The sequence below is a fragment of the uncultured Sphingobacterium sp. genome (assembly GCF_964277905.1).
In the GTDB taxonomy this organism is placed as follows: domain Bacteria; phylum Bacteroidota; class Bacteroidia; order Sphingobacteriales; family Sphingobacteriaceae; genus Sphingobacterium; species Sphingobacterium siyangense.
Map to the genome: position 1 here is coordinate 49,851 of NZ_CAXYKD010000003.1, position 21,860 is coordinate 71,710.

Annotated in this window: 17 protein-coding genes; 7 read left to right on the top strand and 10 right to left on the bottom strand. The window is 38.6% G+C overall.

From position 1 onward, the window contains the following. The first annotated feature begins 3 nt into the window (after positions 1-3). Both ACHWSC_RS02230 and ACHWSC_RS02235 read left to right on the top strand, forming a co-directional pair. On the top strand, positions 4-714 hold the full coding sequence (locus ACHWSC_RS02230; protein ID WP_394675661.1) for a HesA/MoeB/ThiF family protein: 711 nt from the start codon (positions 4-6) through the stop codon (positions 712-714). 146 nt (positions 715-860) lie between these two features. After that, the gene (locus ACHWSC_RS02235) at positions 861-2,102 is read left to right on the top strand and encodes a YaiO family outer membrane beta-barrel protein (protein WP_394675662.1); all 1,242 of its coding nucleotides are present in this window, start codon (positions 861-863) and stop codon (positions 2,100-2,102) included. Here the strand turns inward: ACHWSC_RS02235 and ACHWSC_RS02240 are convergent. The 9 genes from ACHWSC_RS02240 to ACHWSC_RS02280 all read right to left on the bottom strand — a co-directional run bounded on the left by ACHWSC_RS02240 (position 2,099) and on the right by ACHWSC_RS02280 (position 16,099). After that, the gene (locus ACHWSC_RS02240) at positions 2,099-5,521 is read right to left on the bottom strand and encodes a sulfatase-like hydrolase/transferase (protein WP_394675663.1); all 3,423 of its coding nucleotides are present in this window, start codon (positions 5,519-5,521) and stop codon (positions 2,099-2,101) included. The two genes, ACHWSC_RS02235 and ACHWSC_RS02240, sit on opposite strands and share 4 nt — an antisense overlap. Then, positions 5,515-6,582 carry a hypothetical protein gene (locus tag ACHWSC_RS02245; protein WP_394675664.1) on the bottom strand — a complete coding sequence of 356 codons (1,068 nt, stop codon included), beginning with the start codon at positions 6,580-6,582 and terminating at the stop codon, positions 5,515-5,517. The genes ACHWSC_RS02240 and ACHWSC_RS02245 overlap by 7 nt, the downstream gene beginning before the upstream one ends. A 9-nt stretch (positions 6,583-6,591) precedes the next feature. Next, positions 6,592-6,948 carry a response regulator transcription factor gene (locus tag ACHWSC_RS02250; RefSeq protein ID WP_120332802.1) on the bottom strand — a complete coding sequence of 119 codons (357 nt, stop codon included), beginning with the start codon at positions 6,946-6,948 and terminating at the stop codon, positions 6,592-6,594. 4 nt (positions 6,949-6,952) lie between these two features. Then, positions 6,953-10,873, bottom strand: a complete 3,921-nt coding sequence (locus ACHWSC_RS02255) for a response regulator (RefSeq protein WP_394675665.1) — start codon at positions 10,871-10,873, stop codon at positions 6,953-6,955. A gap of 322 nt (positions 10,874-11,195) precedes the next feature. Then, a complete protein-coding gene (locus ACHWSC_RS02260; protein WP_394675666.1) occupies positions 11,196-12,350 on the bottom strand; it encodes a TIGR03364 family FAD-dependent oxidoreductase in 1,155 nt (384 codons plus the stop codon). Between the two features lie 32 nt (positions 12,351-12,382). Next, complete coding sequence (locus ACHWSC_RS02265) at positions 12,383-13,723, bottom strand: DUF5690 family protein (protein WP_394675667.1); 1,341 nt, start codon at positions 13,721-13,723, stop codon at positions 12,383-12,385. A 185-nt stretch (positions 13,724-13,908) separates the two neighbouring features. Beyond that, a complete protein-coding gene (locus tag ACHWSC_RS02270) occupies positions 13,909-14,487 on the bottom strand; it encodes a helix-turn-helix domain-containing protein (RefSeq protein ID WP_075994857.1) in 579 nt (192 codons plus the stop codon). Positions 14,488-14,652: 165 nt separating this feature from the next. Next, a complete protein-coding gene (locus tag ACHWSC_RS02275) occupies positions 14,653-15,477 on the bottom strand; it encodes a glycoside hydrolase family 16 protein (protein ID WP_394675668.1) in 825 nt (274 codons plus the stop codon). A 136-nt stretch (positions 15,478-15,613) separates the two neighbouring features. After that, a complete protein-coding gene (locus ACHWSC_RS02280) occupies positions 15,614-16,099 on the bottom strand; it encodes an ester cyclase (protein WP_394675669.1) in 486 nt (161 codons plus the stop codon). A 366-nt stretch (positions 16,100-16,465) separates the two neighbouring features. On the opposite strand from ACHWSC_RS02280, the gene ACHWSC_RS02285 reads away from it, so the two are divergent. The 3 genes from ACHWSC_RS02285 to ACHWSC_RS02295 are packed head-to-tail and all read left to right on the top strand — an operon-like array spanning position 16,466 to position 18,371. After that, positions 16,466-17,392 carry a ring-cleaving dioxygenase gene (locus ACHWSC_RS02285; RefSeq protein ID WP_201669106.1) on the top strand — a complete coding sequence of 309 codons (927 nt, stop codon included), beginning with the start codon at positions 16,466-16,468 and terminating at the stop codon, positions 17,390-17,392. After that, the gene (locus tag ACHWSC_RS02290) at positions 17,392-17,730 is read left to right on the top strand and encodes a GNAT family N-acetyltransferase (RefSeq protein WP_394675793.1); all 339 of its coding nucleotides are present in this window, start codon (positions 17,392-17,394) and stop codon (positions 17,728-17,730) included. The genes ACHWSC_RS02285 and ACHWSC_RS02290 overlap by 1 nt, the downstream gene beginning before the upstream one ends. 23 nt (positions 17,731-17,753) lie before the next feature. Then, positions 17,754-18,371, top strand: coding sequence for an alpha/beta hydrolase (locus ACHWSC_RS02295; RefSeq protein ID WP_394675670.1), 618 nt, complete (start codon positions 17,754-17,756; stop codon positions 18,369-18,371). An 82-nt stretch (positions 18,372-18,453) separates the two neighbouring features. Here ACHWSC_RS02295 and ACHWSC_RS02300 read toward each other — a convergent pair whose 3' ends face one another. Further along, complete coding sequence (locus ACHWSC_RS02300; protein WP_394675671.1) at positions 18,454-19,737, bottom strand: Gfo/Idh/MocA family protein; 1,284 nt, start codon at positions 19,735-19,737, stop codon at positions 18,454-18,456. A 573-nt stretch (positions 19,738-20,310) separates the two neighbouring features. Between ACHWSC_RS02300 and ACHWSC_RS02305 the strand changes: the two genes are divergently transcribed. Then, a complete protein-coding gene (locus ACHWSC_RS02305; RefSeq protein ID WP_046672944.1) occupies positions 20,311-20,502 on the top strand; it encodes a cold-shock protein in 192 nt (63 codons plus the stop codon). Positions 20,503-20,689: 187 nt separating this feature from the next. After that, positions 20,690-21,814 carry a DEAD/DEAH box helicase gene (locus ACHWSC_RS02310; protein WP_120332793.1) on the top strand — a complete coding sequence of 375 codons (1,125 nt, stop codon included), beginning with the start codon at positions 20,690-20,692 and terminating at the stop codon, positions 21,812-21,814. The last annotated feature ends 46 nt before the right edge of the window (positions 21,815-21,860 follow it).

The window sequence follows — 21,860 nt, forward strand, 5'->3', positions numbered from 1 at the left end:
TACATGAAAAAAGATAACATTTTTGATCGCTATAGCAGACAGATTTTTATCGAAGAGATTGGCGTTTCCGGACAACGGAAGATTATGGATGCCAAGGTATTGGTCGTTGGTGCAGGCGGACTCGGGAGTCCTGTCGTTCAATATTTAGCCGCGGCCGGTATAGGCAAACTTGGCCTGATTGATTTTGACCAGGTTGAAATCCACAATCTAAATAGACAGATCATTCATTCCGAAGATAATATAAACCAAGCAAAAACAGAAAGTGCCGCAGCCTATATACGACAGCACAATAGCACAATTGATTTTGAACCCTTTCAGGTAAAAATAGATGCTGACAACGCGCTAGCAATGCTCGCTCCCTATCATATTATTGTCGATTGCTGTGATAACTTTACGACGCGCTACCTACTTAATCAGACCTGCTTACAACTCAATAAACCTTTGGTATACGGCAGCATCTATGGTTTTGAGGGCCAGCTGGCTGTCTTTAACTTTCAGGGTAGTAAAAACCTATTGGATATCTTTCCAACCCCCCCCGATCCAGAGCAGGTTCCAAATTGTGATAAAAATGGGGTGCTAGGCCCCTTGCCCGGTATTATCGGTAGCATGATGGCCATGCAGGTACTTAAAATAGTAACCGGATTACCCGTAGATAGCAACCAGTTAACGGTTGTTGACACATTCCATTGGCGTTTTTCAAAACTTTCATTCTAAGGATCATTTCGGAAGTCATTCCGCAAAATGAGGTAGAACGCTTTAAAAGAGCTCAAAAATTTATTTTAAAACAACTAGCGACAAACAAAATTTCCTAATTTTAGTTTATATATTAGCAAGCTTAAATGTCAAATTTACGATCTGGAATGAAAAAAGTAATTTATCCATTACTCTCCCTCTCTTTATTACCCTTATTTTCTATCGCGCAAGAGACGAAACTCACCGCTGATGATCTATTTGTAAAAGCGCGAAAGGTAGCTTTTGATTCAAAAGATTATCTGCAAGCCATTCAATTATCTAAACAGGCCCTACTTCAAGCACCAGATTACACGGATATTAGCATTTTTCTTGGACGTCTTTATACCTGGTCAGATAAAATTGATTCAGCACGAACCATCTTTACAGAACTAGATAAAAAGAATACAAGTGATGAAGATTTCTTTTTGGCCTATGCCTCATTGGAATATTGGAATGATCAGACAGACAAAGCGATTGCAATTACGGACAAAGGGCTTAGTATACATCCGCAGTCCCAGGATCTACTGCTGTTAAAAGGCAAAATAAGTTATGGCAATGATCATTATGAGGCCGCCGAAAAGGCAATTAATAGTTTATTGGCAATTAATCCCAAAAATACGGAAGCAAGAGCACTGGCAAAAAATATTGAAGAATATACGGCTAAAAATGCAATCGGTCTGACGTACAATTTCGTCTATTTTGACAAACAGTTTGATCATAATTGGCACATTGTTGGATTAAGTTATAAACGGGCAACACCAATAGGATCAGTTATTTTCAGAACGAACTATGCAAATAAATTTGCAGAAAATGGCGTCCAATTTGAGATGGAGGCTTATCCGCGGCTTTCAAAGATATTCTACCTATATGTCGGTGCTGGATACTCCAATAATGTGGGCATTTTTGCAAAATATAGAACTGGTGTATCCCTCTATGCCAATCTTCCAAACAGCTTTGAGGGGGAAATCGGATATCGTCAGCTTTATTTTAGTGACAACATCTGGATGTACACGGCTTCAGTCGGAAAATATTACCAAAACTTTTGGTTCAATCTGAGGACTTATCTTACACCGGGCGAAAAGAATATTTCCCAATCCTATACCGGAACAGTCCGCTATTACACAAAGGGAGCAAACGATTACTTCGGATTTAGCGCCGGAACGGGTCTGAGCCCCGAGGAAAACCGAAATAATCTATTGGATAACGCTTCTTATAAATTAAAGACATTCAAAGTAGGTGCCGAGTATAATTGCTCCGTTAAGCAAAGTAACCTATTTTCAATTTCGGGTACCTATTATAACCAAGAATTCAGACCAAAAGAGCGAGGAAATCAAGTGGACATCATCCTTGGTTATATTCGAAAATTCTAGTTCTTCTTTGTTCGACTAAAGTAATTTGTATAAACACTATCCGGAAGAAGTCGCTTTTGCGTATAAAAAAGTTTGTTCTTGCGCTTAAATAATTCAAAGCGCTTGGACAATTCTTCTTTCGCATTATCCGCCGCAGCATCTTCATTAAGCACACCATCCAGTTTATACAGCTGTCCATCGGAAAGATGGTAACTGCCTTTCACAAAATCAATCAATTGATTTTTACTCTGCATCATGGCTATACCATCACCCTGTGCCGAAGCGCCCTTATCGAGCCCCTGACCGATCCATGTAACTTGTGTAGGCGTTTTAAGTCCAAAATTCTCGCGATAGTAGGCCAATATAGAAGGCGCGACATCAAAATGGCTAACAAAATTATGAAAAGTCTTTGGCCCTTTTAAAAGTGGTGAATAAATCAACAAGGGAACATGATAACGATCGATTTTGCTTTGCAATGGTATCTCAGGCATCGCGTGGTCGCCAGTTATGACAAAAATAGTATTTGCAAAATCTGGTCTCTTTTTATATTCTTTAAAGAACTGCTCCATCGCATCGTCCAAATTTAGTACCGAAACAAGCTGGGTACGGTTTTCCAAAGCCCACTTTTTTTGTTCCGGTGTAAGGTTCAATGTTGCTATACGTTGATCAAACAGTTGTTCATAATGAGCCGCATTATTGATCAAAAACGGATTATGGGTTGATAGCGTCAAAAGCACATGGAAATAAGGGTGTTCCTGTATTTTCTGTACTTCAAGGAGTTTGCTAAAGACAGCCTGATCTTCATATCCCCAGCTCTCCCCTCCCTTTTCGGGCAATTTTTTATAAGGAGGTCCGAATGCCGCTTGGTCCATGAGCATATCTATTTTATTATAATCCATGAACTTTTTCATGAAATCAAAATTAGAATGACCACCATAGAAAAATCCAGTATTGAATCCATTACTCTTCAGAATATTAAATAGATTGAAGTTATCTGGCAAGGTGTCTTGTTCCAGGAATCCATGTGTCGCAAAAGGCAATGAACCTGTTATGGTCGGTAAAACGGAAAATGTCCGACCCGAGGAACTCATATTATTATCCCAATACAAAGACTGTTGCTTCAATGTACCTATAAAGGGTGTAAAGTTGCCAATATAGCCATTTTCAGCACTATAGGCATGTCCTAAACCCTCGATAACAAGAATGACCAAATTGGGTACTTTCGCCGTTTTTTGCATGTATGTCCCCAGGAAATCTTTCGTATCCTCTTTTTTCAAAAAAGGAAATTTAGTATCCAACACTTTTGCATCATCATCGTCTTTATTGAACATAGCGAACATCCCGGGGTGATCATCCACGTAATTGGATAAATTAGAATCAAAAAAATAACGCCATTTACTCCGGCTTGCATTGGCTACGAATTCATCTTTTTCAGCGCTACTCCCCAAAAACGAAGCCGAGGAGATGAAAAACGATATAATCCCCAAAAATAACAATGCAATACTAGCATAGGGCTTTTTGAATGTCTGTTTATTGGCAATCCAAAGGGGAACCCAAGAAATTACGATCAATAATAAAAGTAAAGCAATATTGGTAAAACTCAACATACCGCTAGCCTCCAAAATTTGCTTCATCTCTTCCGAACTGTAATAGAACATATCAGCTCCAAGCAAATTTCTCGATTCGCCAAAATACAGAAACAAGATGAATTGCATAACGACAATAAACGAGAACGATATCACCATAAGAAGTCTCGCCCAAAAACTGCTTATGAACTGAAGCAATAAATAGCCGATTCCCAAACAGGCCAAGGCTTGAAAGATGAACAGGATGTTATCCAAAAACAGGTCCTTCCCGGCATGTGACTCCGAAAGCTGAACAAATCGACGACCGTACCACCACCATTCTACACCAACGGACAACATATACAGGGCAAAGACAACCAACATAACAGGTCCTAAGCTCTGTAACGACATATTTAATCGCTGACCGAGGTATTTCCAAACCGACTCATTCGCCTCTTTTTGTTGGAAGCCTTGTCGTGTCATTTCTCCCCAGCCATGCTGTTTCCGAAAGTAATCAACAACCCCCTGTACCCCAGCTTTAACAACAATGGGGTGAAAGTATAAAGGTTCTAGTATCGCCGTAGTTATTAGGGTGGAAAGATCTCGTTTCTTAGAATAAACCTGATGACTAACAAGATCAACCAAGATTGCATAGATCGAATACAAAATTCCGGAAGCAATCACCAATGCAAATAGCGCAAAGAAAAATGGCCAGTTGATGATTCCCAGAATAAAAAAGATGATAAAAACAATATAGCCTGTAAATTCGACAATGGGCCCCAAGAACTCAAAGAAAAACCAATAAGGCATACTGAGCATACCAAAACGGCCATATTTCGGGTTGAACATGAGTTTCCGATGTTTCCATAAGGTCTCCATCGTGCCCCGCATCCAACGATTACGCTGTTTACGTAATACTTCTTTTGACTCGGGTACCTCAGTCCAGCACAATGGATCAGGAATGTTAACCACTTCGTAGGCTTGCTTTTGCTCCTCCATATAACGGCGCATACGAACAACAAGCTCCATATCTTCTCCCACCGTATTTCGATCATACCCCCCACAAGCCAATACGATTTCCCGGTCAAAAGCGCCAAATGCCCCGGAAATAAGAATTAATCCCGAAGCCCTTGACCAAGCCATTCGACCTAAAATAAAAGCACGGATATACTCTAAAGCCTGTGTACGCCCCAACCATGATTTTGGAAGATTAACATCCACGACAGAACCATTCACGACATTACAGTTATTGGCCAAACGTATAACTCCGCCGCAAGCAATAACGCGTTTGTCGGTCTGTTCCAAAAATGGTTTTGCTAATTTTAGAATAGCATCCTGTTCCAAAATACAATCTACATCAATACAAACGATATAATCTCCAGAAGAAATATTAACGCCGACGTTGAGCGCATCAGCCTTACCGCCATTTTCCTTGTCAACCACAATCAGCTTCTTAAACGCCGGATTTTTGCTCTTATAGATCCCCCTTATATCCTTGGTCTCAATATTTCCCTGAACAAAAAAAGATGTTGGTTCGAGTTCATAAGAGGCTATCAATTTCAAAATTGAGTCGTCTTTACTACCATCATTAACGATGATAATTTCCAGATTATGATAATATAGCGACAATAAAGAACGTACATTTTCAACGATGGTCATCCCCTCGTTGTAGGCTGGAGCAATCAAACTAAATGTAGGCGCGTTGGGGTTGGTAGCAATAATACTATAGTCCGTAAACGTATTATTATGTTTGTAACGAAACACCGCTCCATAAGCGTATAGCCCGATCCAAGTATAGATAATGAATACTGCTGCCGAATAAAGCAAAAATAACCAAACTATAATTTCGTATACGATATGGGAAAACTCTAACATTTTTTCTCTTGCAATGCGTGTTTAATAATTTGTGTAAGTTCGTCGTATGTATCTTCACGTTGTGAAATTTCACGCAGATACTGTTCTTCTCCTAGCACAACGAGTACTTCTGCGGCAGAAATTTTAATTGACACTTGACTATGATTCCAAAGTTGATCCTTCAGAAAATGCTCACTTTCTCTACTTTTGGCAATTTTCATCGCTTTAAGGATTTCAATCTGAACTTCGATTGGTTGCAGATCAAAATTTTGTATAAATTGCTGAATTGTACCACTGTTCTCAATGGCCTGCAATGTTCGTATGGCTTGTATACGAACCTTCGTAGATGGATGATCCAATAGGTTAAAAACTTCCGTATAAAAAGTCATCAATCTAAATTTTCGAATCAAGCGCAATGTAAATATGACAACAGAATCATTTGAACTCTTAAGCCAGGTATCAACGTGTAACTCTGAAAGTTCCGGTATTTCATGAATAGAAAACAATAAACGTAATTGTTGCCAGTCTGATAAGGGACGATCGAAATGATCCAAAAAACCAAGTCCTTCATACCCTTTAAAAGTTACGATTGCATATTGTGCTTCTTGATATACTGCGGTGCGGGAATCATTAAGCTTGGCTGTTATCTCAGGGATTGCTGGTTCGACATTCATCGCAGCAAGCTCCTGAACCCCACCGGCAACCAAATAAGCCTTTCTATGCCGAAGCTTTCGCCAAGCTTCATCCTCCAATTTAAAATCATGAAACAACCTATTGATCGATTGTTTAGCTCCGCCAGAAAATTTTCTATCAGAATCAACTAATACATCTAAAAAAAGAGCTCGAAAAGAAGGTTCTTTCAAATACTCCGCAAACTCCAGGTCCCGATCGCCATGCTCATCGCCACCAACAATAGTCTCCATAATTTTATACTCGATGATCTGTCGCCACGATTGCCTATTATGAAGGATTCTATAGCTATAAAAGCTATATCCCAGTACCGTGATAATCAACAATAGTACTAAAATCAATACGATAACAATCGCCAGAATAAGCTCATGTAGCTCGATATGGTGATGCATAATTTAATTTTATTTATTTATTAGGCGCTTTATTCTAAGAATCAGTTCATTTGGACTAAATGGCTTAACCATAAAATCAGATGCGCCTAGATCAAATGCATCGACCACAACCTCCTCTTGGCCCATGCTTGATAATACGATGACCGGGATTTTCTTTCCGATACTCTTTATCGCCGAAAGAATTTCAATACCAGAAGCAAAAGGCATCATAATATCCGTTACAACCAAATCCAAATCCAGCTCATTAATTTTCTCGATGGCTTCACGGCCATTTCTGGTCAGCACCACTTCGTGTCCTTCTTTCACTAATTTGTGTTCAACAGTACGCAGTATCAATTCGTCGTCTTCCGCTATTAAAATCAACATATCATTATTTATTTAAGATTTTTGTAATTAATTCCAATCCTATATCCATTTCCTGTTCGATTGCCACAAAAACGATCGCAAGGTCTGTTTCAATTGTTGGGCTGGTCTCCAAGTCTTTGGTCATTTGGGCCAACTTGATCAGTCCGGCTGTCGATGAAGTACCCCGCAACTTATGAAGGAGTTCTTTGATGCGTACAATATCGTTTGTATCAATTGCCTCCTTTAACTGCTTTCTAGACCCCGTTATTTCCCGGACGACCAAATCCAGAAAAAAAGTTAAAAATGCGGGGTCATCACCGGCCTGTTCTTCCAGGCGCTGCATATCCAAATGCTCATCCAAATCCTCCAGATCTGAAGCTTCGGCAGCACTAGGTTTTACCGATAACATCGCCTTTTCCAAGGCCTTGAACAAATCCTGTTGTCGAATAGGTTTAGCTAGAAAGTCCGACATCCCCGCTTCAAGACAGCGTTCCTTTTCACCTGAAATATTACCTGCAGTAACACCGATAATAGGTGTTTCAGCATAAGCTGCCATTTGCCTGATCTGTTTGGTTGCTTCGATCCCATCGACCTCGGGCATCTGAACATCCATCAAAATAAAATCAAATTGTTTTTCTTTGCAAGCATGAATGGCTTGCGCTCCGTCAGAAACTTCCGTTAAGAGTGCCCCTGGCATTATGCTTGCCATCATGCGTAAATTAAGGGCCATATTAACGGCATTGTCGTCTGCCAACAACACCTGAACGTCTTGACCGTACGAATCCGATGATAACGATAAGTTTGCATTCGCCTTTAATTGCACAGCATCTTCCCTATTTTGTTGTATCGCCCTTCTTAGAGTCGAATACAGTTCCTCAGATTTAATCGGCTTAAGTAGACAGAATGACCGTTCCTCTTGTCTAAATGCTGAAATTACCTCATGCTCTTCTGACGAAGTGTGCAACACGATCAAAGGGATACCTTCTTCTTGTTTTTTAAAGAGTTCTTTGATTTTTTCTATCGTTTCGAGCCCCGATAAGATCGGCATATGGTAGTCCATTAAAATAACATCGAAACGTTCCCCTTTCATCAGCAACTGTAAGGCTTCCATACCGTTTTCTGCGAGGACAGATTCGACGTTTTTATAGGCCAACATATGCTGCAGGATAATCCGGTTATTCGCGTTGTCATCGACAACGAGAACACGATTTAAAGGTAAAGCTGTATCTTCATCCTCCATTTCTTCACATCGAACCTCGATATCAAAATAGAAGGTCGATCCGACGCCCAGTTCGCTTTCCAGATTCAATTTACTTCCCATGTATTTCAAAAGGTTATTGGAGATTGTCAAACCGAGTCCAGTGCCGCCGTATCGTTTACTTACGGAGCTATCTTCTTGCGTAAAGGCATCAAAGATGCGTTGTTGTTTCTCTGGCGGAATTCCTATCCCGGTATCTCTAACCGCAAAACGTAAGGTTAATTTATTCTCATCATTGCGAAGTTTACTGATCTTAAATTCGATTTCGCCTTTTTCCGTAAACTTAACGGCGTTACCTAACAAATTCACCAACACTTGCTTAATACGTGCCTCATCAATCCAAACGAAAGCTGGCAGTCCCTGCTCAATGTTCAAAAGCAGTTCGACTTCTTTTCGTTGTGCTTGATAGAGAACAACATTAATAACCTGATTGGCTACATCATATACGTTATACTTATCGACAAATAGTTCGAGTTTACCCGATTCAATTTTTGAAAAGTCTAAAATGTCATTAATAATATTGAGTAAGCTATTTCCAGATTCATTGATATAGCCAAGGTATTGAACCTGTGTATCATTTAATGGTGTTTTTAACAGCAAATCAGAGAATCCAATCACACCGTTTAAAGGCGTTCGAATTTCGTGACTCATATTGGCAAGGAATTCGGACTTTGCTCTACTCGCCAGATCGGCCAGTTCCTTCGCTAACTTTAATTCATCATTTATTTTTACCGAATCCGTGATATTTTGTGTAAAAATAATGATCCCACCTATACTTCCATCCGCAAGATGCCAAGGTCTTACTTCCCAATTGAAATGTTGCGCTTCGGCAAGTCCACCAGCCTGTATGACCTCATCCATATTCTTATAAGGTATTCCCTTCAGCGCATCAAGGTAGATTTTTTTTCGATTTTCCGGGATATTTGGAAAAAGTTCAAAAAAGTTACTATTTGGCGGCAAACTTACACCCTCGTGAAAATCTTCTAACCATTGATTACTGACCGAAATATAGTTAAAGTCTCGGTCAAACATAGCAACCGAAGCAGGAACATAATCCACAAACGCACGTAACATCGATTCTTTGCGTTCCAGCTCCAAGAATAGCGATTTACTTTGATCGATATCCTGAATAATTCCAAAAACACGCTTACATACATCGTTTTCAAATTCGGGAATACCTTTTACGCGTACCCAAATTGATTCGCCATTTCGCTTTAATAGACGCAATTCGGTATCGTAAGGTGTTCTTGATGTAATGGCGTCTTCAAAAACCCTACGCAAAATAACCTGGCTTTCAGGCTCATAAAATCCGATTGCATGTTCAAAATCAGGTGTAAAATCAGGAGCCACACCATGAATTAGCTTCGTGGAGTCGGACCAATAAACCTTGTTTTCAACTAAGTTGACCTCCCATCCGCCAACCTGAGCGACAGCATTGGTCTGCTCCAGGATCTGTTTGGTATGCAAAAGATCATTTTCAAGTCGCAATCGATCCGTCATATTCAAGGCTGTACTGACAACATAAGATCGCCCATTTTCATCCGTTTCCAACATATTGTGGTATAGCCAAGAAATATCTTCACCATCTTTTGTTTGGAGAACCATCATTCCAGAATCCTCTTTATTGCTGGCAATGCGCTTGAGATATTCTTCAACCAGACCCACATGATGAGACGGAACCAATTTCTTGAGGTTAAGTCCTTTTACCTCTTCTTTGGCATACCGCAATATCTCTCTTCCTTTTTCATTGACGGATAGAATATTACCGTCCAAATCATGCATACTCATGAGGCCGATCGCATTTTCAAAAAAGCTACGAAATCTACGTTCGGAATTCTCCAACTTGAGTTTTTCTTCGCGCTCCTTTGTTACGTTTCTGCCAAAGGCCAAAATATCATGATTTATCGGATCATATTTGAAATGCCATTCAATTTCGACAACTTGACCATTTTCTATTTTAGTCCTACTCGTAGATTGAATGCCGTATTTTGTTTCCTCAACTCGACCTAAGTCCGACACCAACTCCCTTTCAGTATCGCCCAATAATGTAAAAATAGATTTTCCTAAACTATTCGATCTGGACAATCCCAAGACTTTACTAAATGCAGGGTTAACTTCTTTAACCTTGCGCGCCTCATCCAATACACAAATAATATTGTTCGTCAAGTGAAAAATTTCGGAGAAATAACCAGCCTGTACTTTTCGTTTTTTTCCCAATAATATTTTGGTCACCGCCTTGCCTAGCTCCTCCAACGAGTCTTTTTGCTTATCCGAAAGCTTTTTCGGATGGAAATCAATGACACAGATTGTTCCAAGAGCATCGCCATCATCATCCAAAAGAGGAACTCCGGCATAAAAACGGATATTTCCTTCGCGAATCAATGGATTGGAAGACGAGCGTGGATCTTCAAAAGTATCTTCAATAACAAGGACCTCCTTACTCATTATGGTGTATTGACAGACCGTATTCTTCCTTTCAACGGTATCCAGCTCCATCCCAACACAACTTTGAATGCGTTGTGTTTCTTCTTCCATCATGGCAATTAAAGCTGCAGGGCAATCTGTAATCAAACAGGCTGCCTGCGCAAAAACATCCAGCTCAGGGTCTTTCCCGAGTCCCATTAACTCATAGGACTTTAATTTTTCTATCCTTCTTAACTCATTTTCAGGAAAAACATTATTTGCCATTCACTTCTAATATTTAGATCTGGTTTATTGTGACCGTGAAGTTAATAAAAACATTGTTTAACGCCTAAACAATAAGGAAATATTGATCAGATAATGTTTTATAAAGAACAAACAACTGGTAAATTAGTTGATGCAATAAAAAGATTTACCAGACATCCTTTTCATAATTTAGTTATTTACTAAATTGAATTTTATAAAGCTTGACCTTATTAGGAAAGACAACTGTACATTTTAGGAAGTCTGTACAAACTGATCAAATAAATAGCTTAAAAACGAAAGAGCCCCGCTAGATGTGATAGCGGGGCTCTTCAATATGTCTAAATTAAAAAAGTTTTCCAATACTCTGTTCGGCATAACCCGCACTTGCTGTCATTCCCTTCCCTCCAATACCGGTTCTGACATGTATTCTTGCGCTAACGTCGATTTCAAGAATATGATCTTTGTGCTGCGAATAATAACCTGCCCAAGAAGATGAAATCCAGGTACGGTCCATTGGCATGATACGGTTGGCTTCCGCAATCATCAATTCATTGATATAGGAGCTTACTGAGAAGCCCAGTTCATCCAGTCTGTTGCCCGCTGCATATTCATGCGAATCACCGATAATAATACTACCATCCGTGGCCTGTTTAAATAGGATATGAATTCCATAATTGCGCAGCTCCTGATAGTAATCAGGCATTGGAATTGTCTGAAACGATGGACAATATTCTTCAAAACTCTCGTATCGACGAATGGTCAACCCAGTTAAGATATTCCCGGGAAGATGAATATGAGCCAAAGGCTTTGTACGCATCATTTGCAACTTACTAATTTCAAGCCCACTATTATCAAACAAGGAACGATATAAAATTTTAAACTCGTATCCATTGCAGATAAGCAATTTCTTCCCTTCAAAGTTTTCTAGCGTACTGCTCGTGACAACAACGGCATCATTTTTATCCTCGCAGGCAACAATTGTCGTATCGTATTTCAACGTATAGTCCACAAACTTATTTTGCATATAAATATGCAGCTGTCTAATCATTGACTCGGGTTCTACACTGAGTTCCTGCGGAAAAAAGATAGCTTCTTTAACATAATCAGCATTCATTACGGGATATTTCAATAAAACCTGTTCCTTTGAACAAAGTTCATGATCATATCCTTTTCCCTGATAGTGCTTAGATAGCTCGTGAAGCACCTGAACTTCATCATTATCCGAAGCAATATAGATGCTGCCGTTATTTCTAACGGATATATCCATCTCTTTCTGAATAGACTGATATATTTCAAGTCCTCGCACACCATAATCAAACCATTCGCCTGCCATCCCCGATGGCACTACTTGTCCGAAATTACGAACAGTAGATCCCACGGGGAAATTATCTTTTTCGAGTTGGAGCACGCGTAATCCCATTTGTAACGCATGATAGGCATGAAAGGTCCCTAAAATCCCCCCCCCAACAATAATTAAATCATATGTATTTGTTTTCATCTTTATAAATAGAATATCATAAAAAAGTATAGTTAACTAATTTGCACTTCTCCTTTTGTCGCATGCCAAGGAGCCAACAACTCATCGTCGCTTCCTTTCATCTGTTCCTTCTTTCGAATAAAATAGAGTAGAGAGAAGATACCCAAAATAGCTCCGATAATAGAGGCTAAAAAGACCAATTGAATGAAGTAATTTCCCCAAGTAACAGAATTTGGCATAAATTCTTTGTTTACCAATATCAGAAAACTACCCAAATAACCGATTGAGTCAGCCATATACATAACAAAGCCGATGTTACTTTTCATACGATATGTTGCGATCATTCGCTCAAAAAATATCGCATTGTAAGGGATGTATGCCATATACAAGCCCAAACCCACGAGCAACATCCAACTTAAACCGTCAATCCATTGTTGCGTAAACAAATAGGTAGAAATACCTGCAGTCAGAAAACCTATAATGATCATATAATGGATCAACTTAAATGCTTTAAGATTATTTTTAACCATGATTAGACAACTTACCAGCAGCAGTACAATCAAGGAGATAGTCCCATCAACTTTTGCAAAAATGCCCGCCCCTTTCACATGTAACATCTGCCAGATTTCAACCTCAAAATTATCGCGTACATCACGTAAAATAGTAAGCATGGTGTAAACGATAATAGTCAAAACGATACCCGGCATAAAGGTTTTAAAAAAGTGTTTTCGCATTTTACTATCCATCGCAATGCGTTCCGTCCGTAGCTTCTTGTCCTCTTCTGTTGGCCCTGGAACATTTTCCAATATCCATACACACAAAACAAAGGGCAGAAAAAACAGTAAACCCGTCAAAAATGGCATCCAAAACTCGTTAACATGAAAAGAAGACATCAACCACCGCCCAACTGTTTTTATCAGTCCTGACGCGAAAATCAAGCTCACAGACATCACTGCCCCCATAATCTCTGTAAACCGCCTTCCTTCTAAATAACTAAATACCAAGCCCCAAACCATTCCCAATGGAAAGCCATTGATAAAAAGAAAGACAACATTCCAAGGTCTCGGACAAACTGCAAATGCCAAAAGCCCTATCCATGAAATACAAATCAAACCGATTAAATACCGCCCTCTATTACGTTGTTTACTTTCAGAGATAAATTTAATGCCATAAAACTTGGACAACAAATACCCCAGCATTTGAATGACCACCATACAGACTTTATAATCGACACCAAAAATAGTATCATTTGCAAAAGCAGATGCCGTAAATGACTTTCTAAATGAATACATACTCGTGTAACATAAAAATGCTGTAACAGCCAGAACGATAGCCACAGATTTCTCATCCAGTCTATTTATGCGTCTTTTTATTCGTTGGTTTAACTCCATCATTTAAACTTGTTAACAGACCTCATTGTCCGCAATCAAAAGTAAATTTTGGAAATTAACACAAGACTAAACTTTTGTTAAGTATTTATAAACAAATATAAGCATCCCTTTGTGATAAAGAAAAGTATAAAATAAAAAAAGCATCACTGAATGACTCAATGATGCTCTGACAATTAACATGTTATCCTCTATTTCTTATTTTCAAAAAAGTATACAATTAGCATGACGGCCTTTTCACTCCCCACATTACGCGGTGTATGTGACAATCGCCCATTAAAAAAGATCGAATCACCCTCTTCTAAGCTAATTTTTTGATCATTGAAGATGTACTCAACCTGCCCGCTAATGATATATTTATATTCATAAGCTTCGGTCTCAACCATTGGTCGCTGTGCATCTGGAAGCAACTCCAAAAGAACAATGTCCATGGTCGAACTATCCATCGCAGATGTAAAAATCCTTTTATAATGGAAACCTATCGCCGACTCTTTTTCAAACGGACTATAAGTATCTTTTTTCCGAACGACCACGGGGCCTGAATCCAATTCAGAATTAAAATCTTTAAAAAACTCATTAAGATCAATATTCAGTGCATTGATGATATTAATCAACACCAGCAAGGAGGGTATTGTTCTGTTATTTTCAATCTGCGAAATAAGTCCCTTGCTTACCCCCGCTCTATCAGCAACTTCCTGTATGGTAATTCCTTTTTCTTTTCGAATTTCCTTAATCTTATTGCTAATCTTGAATATCGTATTATCTTCCATAATTTGGCCAAAAGTAAACATTTTTCCTATGTCGCGTATATTAAGTTTTTATCACCTAATCATAGGTCACCTCTAAAATTAGGATATTTCACTGTTATCAGAAAACTGCGGTTCAATAGTCGGCGATCTTTTTTATCTTTTACCCTTCCGAGAATTGGTGGAGCACTATTGGTAAACTTTAACCCAGTCAACACGCATCTCAACAGGTAGCTGGTCTTGATTTACCTCACCAACCCAGCTCCCGCCCAACTGTTGATCAATCAATAGATAAAAGGGCTGATCATAAGGCCACTGAGAAGGATCGACCCCATTAACTCTTGGATAAGTAAAGGTGTCAACACCATTCAACTGAAATACGATACGATCGGGATACCAGCTTATACCATATGTATTGTACTCTTCGGATTTGATCGAAGCGGTACCAAAATGTTTGGGATTCTCCTTTTGCCCCAGATCTAAGGTATAGTATGAATGTGTTGTCTGGTAAATGATATGATCAAAATTAAGATGTTCCATAATATCGATTTCACCATTTCTCGGATACTTTCCATACTTGTCCAACTCTGCCAACATCCACATGGCGGGCCATGCCCCTTTTGCACTTCCAAGTTTAGCTCGGATTTCTATGCGTCCGTACTGAAAAGCAAACTTTCCCTTACTCCATATCCCACCTGTCAAAAATGGTCTTGAATCTTTATTTTTGTCTGTATTTTTTATTCCTTTAAGAATTAACGCACCATTTTCCCATCCAAAACAGGCATCATCCATACTCATATGCCGGTTCCAATCAGCTCCTCCCGCTGGAATCCGGGACCATTTACTACTGTCTAGCTTAGGGGAATTAAAGTGCTCTTCCCATACTAGCTTCCATTCCTTAACCTCTCGATCTTTCTTTTGCACATATACATACGGATGATCTTTGGGACGATAATGCACACTACATGCAGAAAACAACAGATAAAAACAACTTAGGCCTAAGACTCTTTTCATGATTAAAATTAATGGTTTGCTCAGAAAAATGATTTAGGTCTAAATGTATATATAATTTACCATACCTGATAGATTCCCGAACAATTAAGAGGGACTAAAACGCAAAGGAAAAAGGAAATGCGATTTTTTGCTATCCTTAAAACATAGGATGTGCGTTTGCTGCATTTTTAGGAACATCTTGCTGTGCATCCCAATGCTCCACAATTTTACCTTTTTCTAGCCTAAATATATCAATAGTCGATTTAAAACTACCATCTGGATTCTTATTTTTTAGGTGAATGAAGACCAAATCTCCATCCGAAGCAATGTGTTGCACATCAATCTTCGTTTTAGGTTGTCCTTCAAACCATTTCGTCGCAGCGAGCTTAAATGCTGCCGCTCCATCCGCAACAGAGGGATTATGTTGGATATACTGAGGGGAAATGTACTTATCAACTGCAGAGACATCCTTATCACCAAACATTTGCTGATAAAAATCTAAAACGATTCTTTTATTCTCTTTGTTTTCGTCAAGTTGTTTTTGTGCAGCCTCCTTTGATTCATTTGTATGCGGCTGCTGACAACCCAGCGTTAGCAATAAAACAGAGAAAGTCATGACCTTAACCATTGTTCTATTTTTCATCTTTAAATCTATTTTTAATTGAAGTCTTCAATTCCCACCTCACATTAGTACAATCCAATTTACCTAAATTATACAATATATAAGGCTTTTATCTGAGATCATTTACACTATTAAATATTGGCATGATAATTGGCTTTACTGTTGTAGTATAATATTCAGAAATATACATTTCATAAATTTAGGTTAATAATTGGTTAGGTTAAACACCTGAAGTCCCCAACTTCAGGTGTTTTTTTATATATTTTCGAAAATCACTATTCCCTAAAAAACAAAATTGCCAATTATCGCTTTTATTAATCTAGTTCAATAAAATTCCCTGTTGGTCGGCGTAACTTTACATGAGTTAAGAAAATAAAATTATCAGATATGGAAAATAAAATATTAGGGTTACACCACATTACTGCGATAGCAGACAACGCAAAGCGAAATCTCGATTTTTACACGAAAGTACTGGGTGTACGCCTTGTCAAAAAAACAGTTAATTTCGACGACCCTGGCACCTACCACTTCTACTTCGGCAATGAACAGGGGGACCCCGGAACGATCCTCACTTTTTTCCCATGGGAAGGTATCGGAAAAGGTACCGCAGGAGCAGGAATGGCGACTCATATTGGCTATGCCGTACCTCAAGGGAGTTTGGATTTTTGGAAAAATCGCTTAGGGGAACATCAGATTAGTTTACAGGAAAGTGAAATTTTTGGAGAGAAGCTAATTTCATTTAATGATCCTGATGGATTACAGCTTCAGTTTATTGAAACGAAAGATGATAGAAAGACATGGACAACGACTGACATCAATAGCGAACATGCACTAAAAGGCTTCCATAATATCACGCTTTCTTTAAAAGAAGCAGATCCGACGCTAAAAGTATTGACCGATATTTTGGGTTATTCGCTCCAACAACAGCATGATAATCGTTATAGGTTAACAACGGATAGCATTGATACGGCTAACATCGTTGACATAATAGCGGATAAAAATCTACCATACGGCAAAAATGCAGCCGGTACAAACCATCATGTCGCATTTCGGGTAAAGGACGACAATGTTTTGATGGAGTATCGTGAAAAGGTGCTTTCAGCAGGGTTAGATATCACACCAAAAATAGATCGAGATTACTTTTTCTCACTCTATTTTCGTGAACCTGGTGGTGTCTTATTTGAAATCGCGACAGACAATCCCGGATTTACGGTAGACGAACCGCTATCCAGCTTAGGATCGGCACTCAAACTGCCAAAGCAATATGAAAGCTACCGTTCGCAGATTGAACAGACATTGCCAAAAATCGATTAATTAAATTATACAAACATCATTATACAAACGAGGAAGTTATGGAAAGAACTGAAATTGTATTAGACAAAAATCAACGTGGAGAGCTCCAATTATTCTCCGATGAACGCAAAGCAGGTTTGATGAGTATCGCTATCATTGACGGTAATCTCGTTGTTTACCATACAGAGGTGGACGAAGCCTATGAGGGAAGAGGATTTGCAAAAATACTATTCGAGAAATTGGTATCTCATGCGCGCGAAAACAACATGAAAATTGTTCCATTATGTCCTTATGTAAATGCGCAGTTTCATCGTCATCCAGAACTATATCAAGACGTTTGGTTTAAAAAAACGGTATAAACTACCCTACATGAAAGCATAAAATGAGTCATTCAATAAATATTAAAACAGCTGGTAAAAATTTAGAACAGGCAGAAAAAGCCATTGTCATGATCCATGGTCGTGGGGGGAGTGCAGAAGACATCCTTGGCATGTCATCCTATCTTCACGTCGATAATTTTACACTACTTGCACCGCAGGCAGAAAATCACACTTGGTACCCCTATTCTTTTATTGCTCCCGTACAAGAGAACGAACCCTGGTTGAGTTCCGCAATTGATCTGATCGATCATACAGTTAAACTAGCTTTAGACAATGGGATCCGCGCCGAAAATATCTATTTTTTTGGTTTTTCTCAGGGTGCCTGTTTAACACTAGAATATCTTGCACGCCATGGGCAGCGCTATGGTGGTGCTATAGCAATTATTGGCGGAGTAATAGGTGAAGAAATTAACAGGGATAATTACAAGGGTGACTTCGCACAAACGCCTATTTTTATTGGCACTAGCAATCCTGATTTCCATGTTCCTCTTGAACGCGTTGAAGATACAGTATCCATATTAGCACAAATGAATGCCAATGTAAAGCTCATGGTATATCAAAACGCGGGGCACTCCATCAATCGCGAGGAGATCGATCTTGCAAATGAATTTGTTCTTTAAGAAATAAAGGAGTGAATCATCAGTAAGGAATGATCCATTGGTTGTTGATTATAATAATTAATCAACAACCAATTTTAAGGCATTATACTTTTGGGTATTTATAGCCGTTATGATAAACCGAAGCTAAGTATTTATTTGCTTTCTGATCGGTAAAATGCTGTTTGTCTTTATCCCAATAGAGTTTTTGTCCAGTTCTGAATGCTATATTTCCGAGCTGAGAAAAGATGGCAATATGTGCCCCTACTTCAATTGGTGCATGAAGTACCTGTGGATTACGTTGGCGAATGGCGGCTACAAAATTTTCCATATGTTTGTCCAGTCCATTATCTAAAGAAGGTTGGATAGAGACCGCTTCCATCCTTCCTTTTTCTGGAATGACCTCCCAGCCCGATCTATTCAAGACCAGCGTACCATTGTTACCAATAAATGCGACACCGTGATTGCGGTTATAAGGTCCGAGATCAATTCCTTTGGCATGTTCCCATTGGATATTGAAGCCATCAAACTCGTACACAGCAGTCATCGTATCAGGTGTTTGGCCTGCATCGTCCGGGAACGCAAACTTACCTCCTGAGGCCATAATAGATTTTGGATCGGAAACCTTCATCCCAAGTAAAGCATAATCCAACATATGCACGCCCCAATCTGTCATCAAACCTCCTGCATAGTCCCAAAACCATCGAAAATTAAAATGGAATCGATTCGAATTAAATGGTCTTTGTTGTGCCGGACCTAGCCATTCCGTATAATGTACACCTGCGGGAACCGGTTCATCGGGCACGATGGGAATAGCACTTTTCCACCCTTGATAAGACCAAGCTTTTACCAATCTTATTTTGCCCAATTTACCGGAATGAACAAAATCAATGGCGTCCTTAAAATGTTGCTGACTTCTTTGCCATTGCCCGACTTGTACAATAGTCTTATTCTTTTTTGCTGCCTGAACCATTAATTGACATTCAACAATAGAGTTACCGATGGGCTTTTCGACATATACATGCTTTCCAGCATTTACGGCATCTACCATTTGCAGGCAATGCCAATGATCCGGAGTTGCAATAATGACCGCATCCACAATCGAGCTATTGAGCATCTTCTTATAATCTACAAACGTTTCGACCTGTATATTTCTTTTTTGAAGTTCTTCTGCTCTCTTTTTAAGAATATTTTCATCCACATCACAAAGAGCGGTACACACCAAACCATCATTCTTTAACAATGCATTCAAATCAGACCAGCCCATACCATTTACACCGATTAATCCAACCCGAATGGATTGATCTAAAAAGGTTGAACCTTTAGCATTAAAAAAAAATGACGATGCAGCTAAAACAGTGGACGTTTTGATAAAATCTTTTCTATTCATTGGATATTGGTTTAAGTTTTGTTTTTAGCGGATATCATCTAAATTCTCAATACGAAAAAGAATACACACGCTTGGATGAATGCCCTAAATAAGAATGCTTTCTTTATTATTAAAAACAAATTGCTTCGATGAAAATACAAAAATGAATCTAGGTGCTCGCAAAAAGCATTGTAAAATATATATAGACAAACCTAGCGTAACCCTATAAAAAAACGAAAAAATGGTCGAGTTAGAATCACTCGACCATACATCTACCTATGAAAAACATGCCCTTGGGAGGGGCGGTTGAAGTTAATACTAATTTCCCTAAGAACAAACATTTTAAAAAAAATATTTATCCAAATAATTAATAATAACATTACCAACAACAAGATAAGTTGATCATGTTACATTGGTTGACGAGATTGTGTTTTATTATATATTTTTGTTCGATAAATTCCTTCCTTTAACGCAGTTCCAATCAACATCTCGTTCAAAAAAAGACTCAGTTACACAACGCATTTTATAATTCATTAAAAAAAATAAAAGATTAATCATTTATTATGCCTACCTTGCCGCACTTAATTAAAAATAATGAATACAGGTAAAATTAAATTTTTCAATGAAACTAAAGGTTTTGGTTTTATTACACCAGAGGATGGTAGTGCAGATGTTTTCGTACACGTTTCTGCGCTTAAAAACCAAGTATCTGAAGGCGACGTTGTTACTTATGATGTAGAAAGAACTCCAAAGGGGATCAGCGCTACAAATGTAAAATTGGCGTAATCCAAAAAATACACTTTCTTGTTAATGGGGTAATTCTTAATGACTTATCCCATTTCTTTTTCCTATTCTTCCTTTACAATTTTTTAGCAATCTTTTACTTTTCCGTTGAAGACTTTTAGTTTTCAAATAAAAAGCATAAAAAGGATTCTCAAAGGTTTTATTTAAGACAAATTCGAACATACTATTTATGGAATTTAAACAACTCAGTTTAATCGCTCCGCTTTTAAAAGCAATAACAGAAACAGGCTATACACACCCTACTGCAATTCAACAAAAAGCCATTCCAATTGTATTGCAAGGCAACGACCTTATTGGTTGTGCACAAACGGGAACCGGTAAAACGGCCGCTTTTGCACTTCCGCTTTTACAACGTCTTGAAGAAACTAAGACATCAGGTAAACTCGTTCCCATTAGAGCTTTGATTCTTACACCAACACGTGAACTAGCCATTCAAATTGGAGACAATATCAACTTATACCGAAAATATCTAAAACTAAACTATTGCACTATTTTCGGTGGAGTAAGCCAAGAAAAGCAAGTTAAAGAAATTAAAAAAGGTGTTGATATTCTTGTTGCTACCCCAGGCCGGTTACTGGATTTAATGAATCAAAAGATAGTTTCTCTAGATAAAATCGAGATCTTGATATTGGACGAGGCGGACAACATGCTGGACATGGGCTTTATTCATGATATCAAAAAGATCCTGACCAAAGTCCCGTCAAAAAGACAGACATTATTCTTCTCGGCAACGATGCCGCCCAATATCCGTAAATTTGCACATGGCATATTACACAAGCCTATTGAAGTTGACGTCACCCCAGTAAGCTCAACAGCCGAGAAAGTAAATCAATCTGTATTTTTTGTTGAAAAGAAGGAGAAGATCAAATTATTGACGAGCATATTAAAAAAGCTGAAGCATGAGCGCACTATTGTATTCTCCCGAACAAAACACGGAGCGGATAAAATCGTCAAGTTGCTTGCAAAAAATGGCTTGAGAGCAGCGGCCATTCACGGAAATAAATCGCAAAATGCAAGACAAAAAGCTTTAGGTGAATTTAAGGACAGTCATCTTAAAATTTTGATCGCTACCGATATTGCAGCAAGAGGAATCGATATCGAACAACTACCGCTTGTGATTAATTATGATCTCCCAAATGTACCGGAAACCTATGTTCATCGTATTGGTAGAACAGGAAGAGCTGGTCAGGAAGGAAAAGCCATCTCTTTTTGCGATGTAGAAGAAAGACCGTATTTAGCTGATATTGAAAAATTGATCGGGTTAAAAATCAAGATAGAAAAGATCAATAAATAGATCTTTATAACACCATAAATAAAAAGCCCCTAAATGATTTAAATTA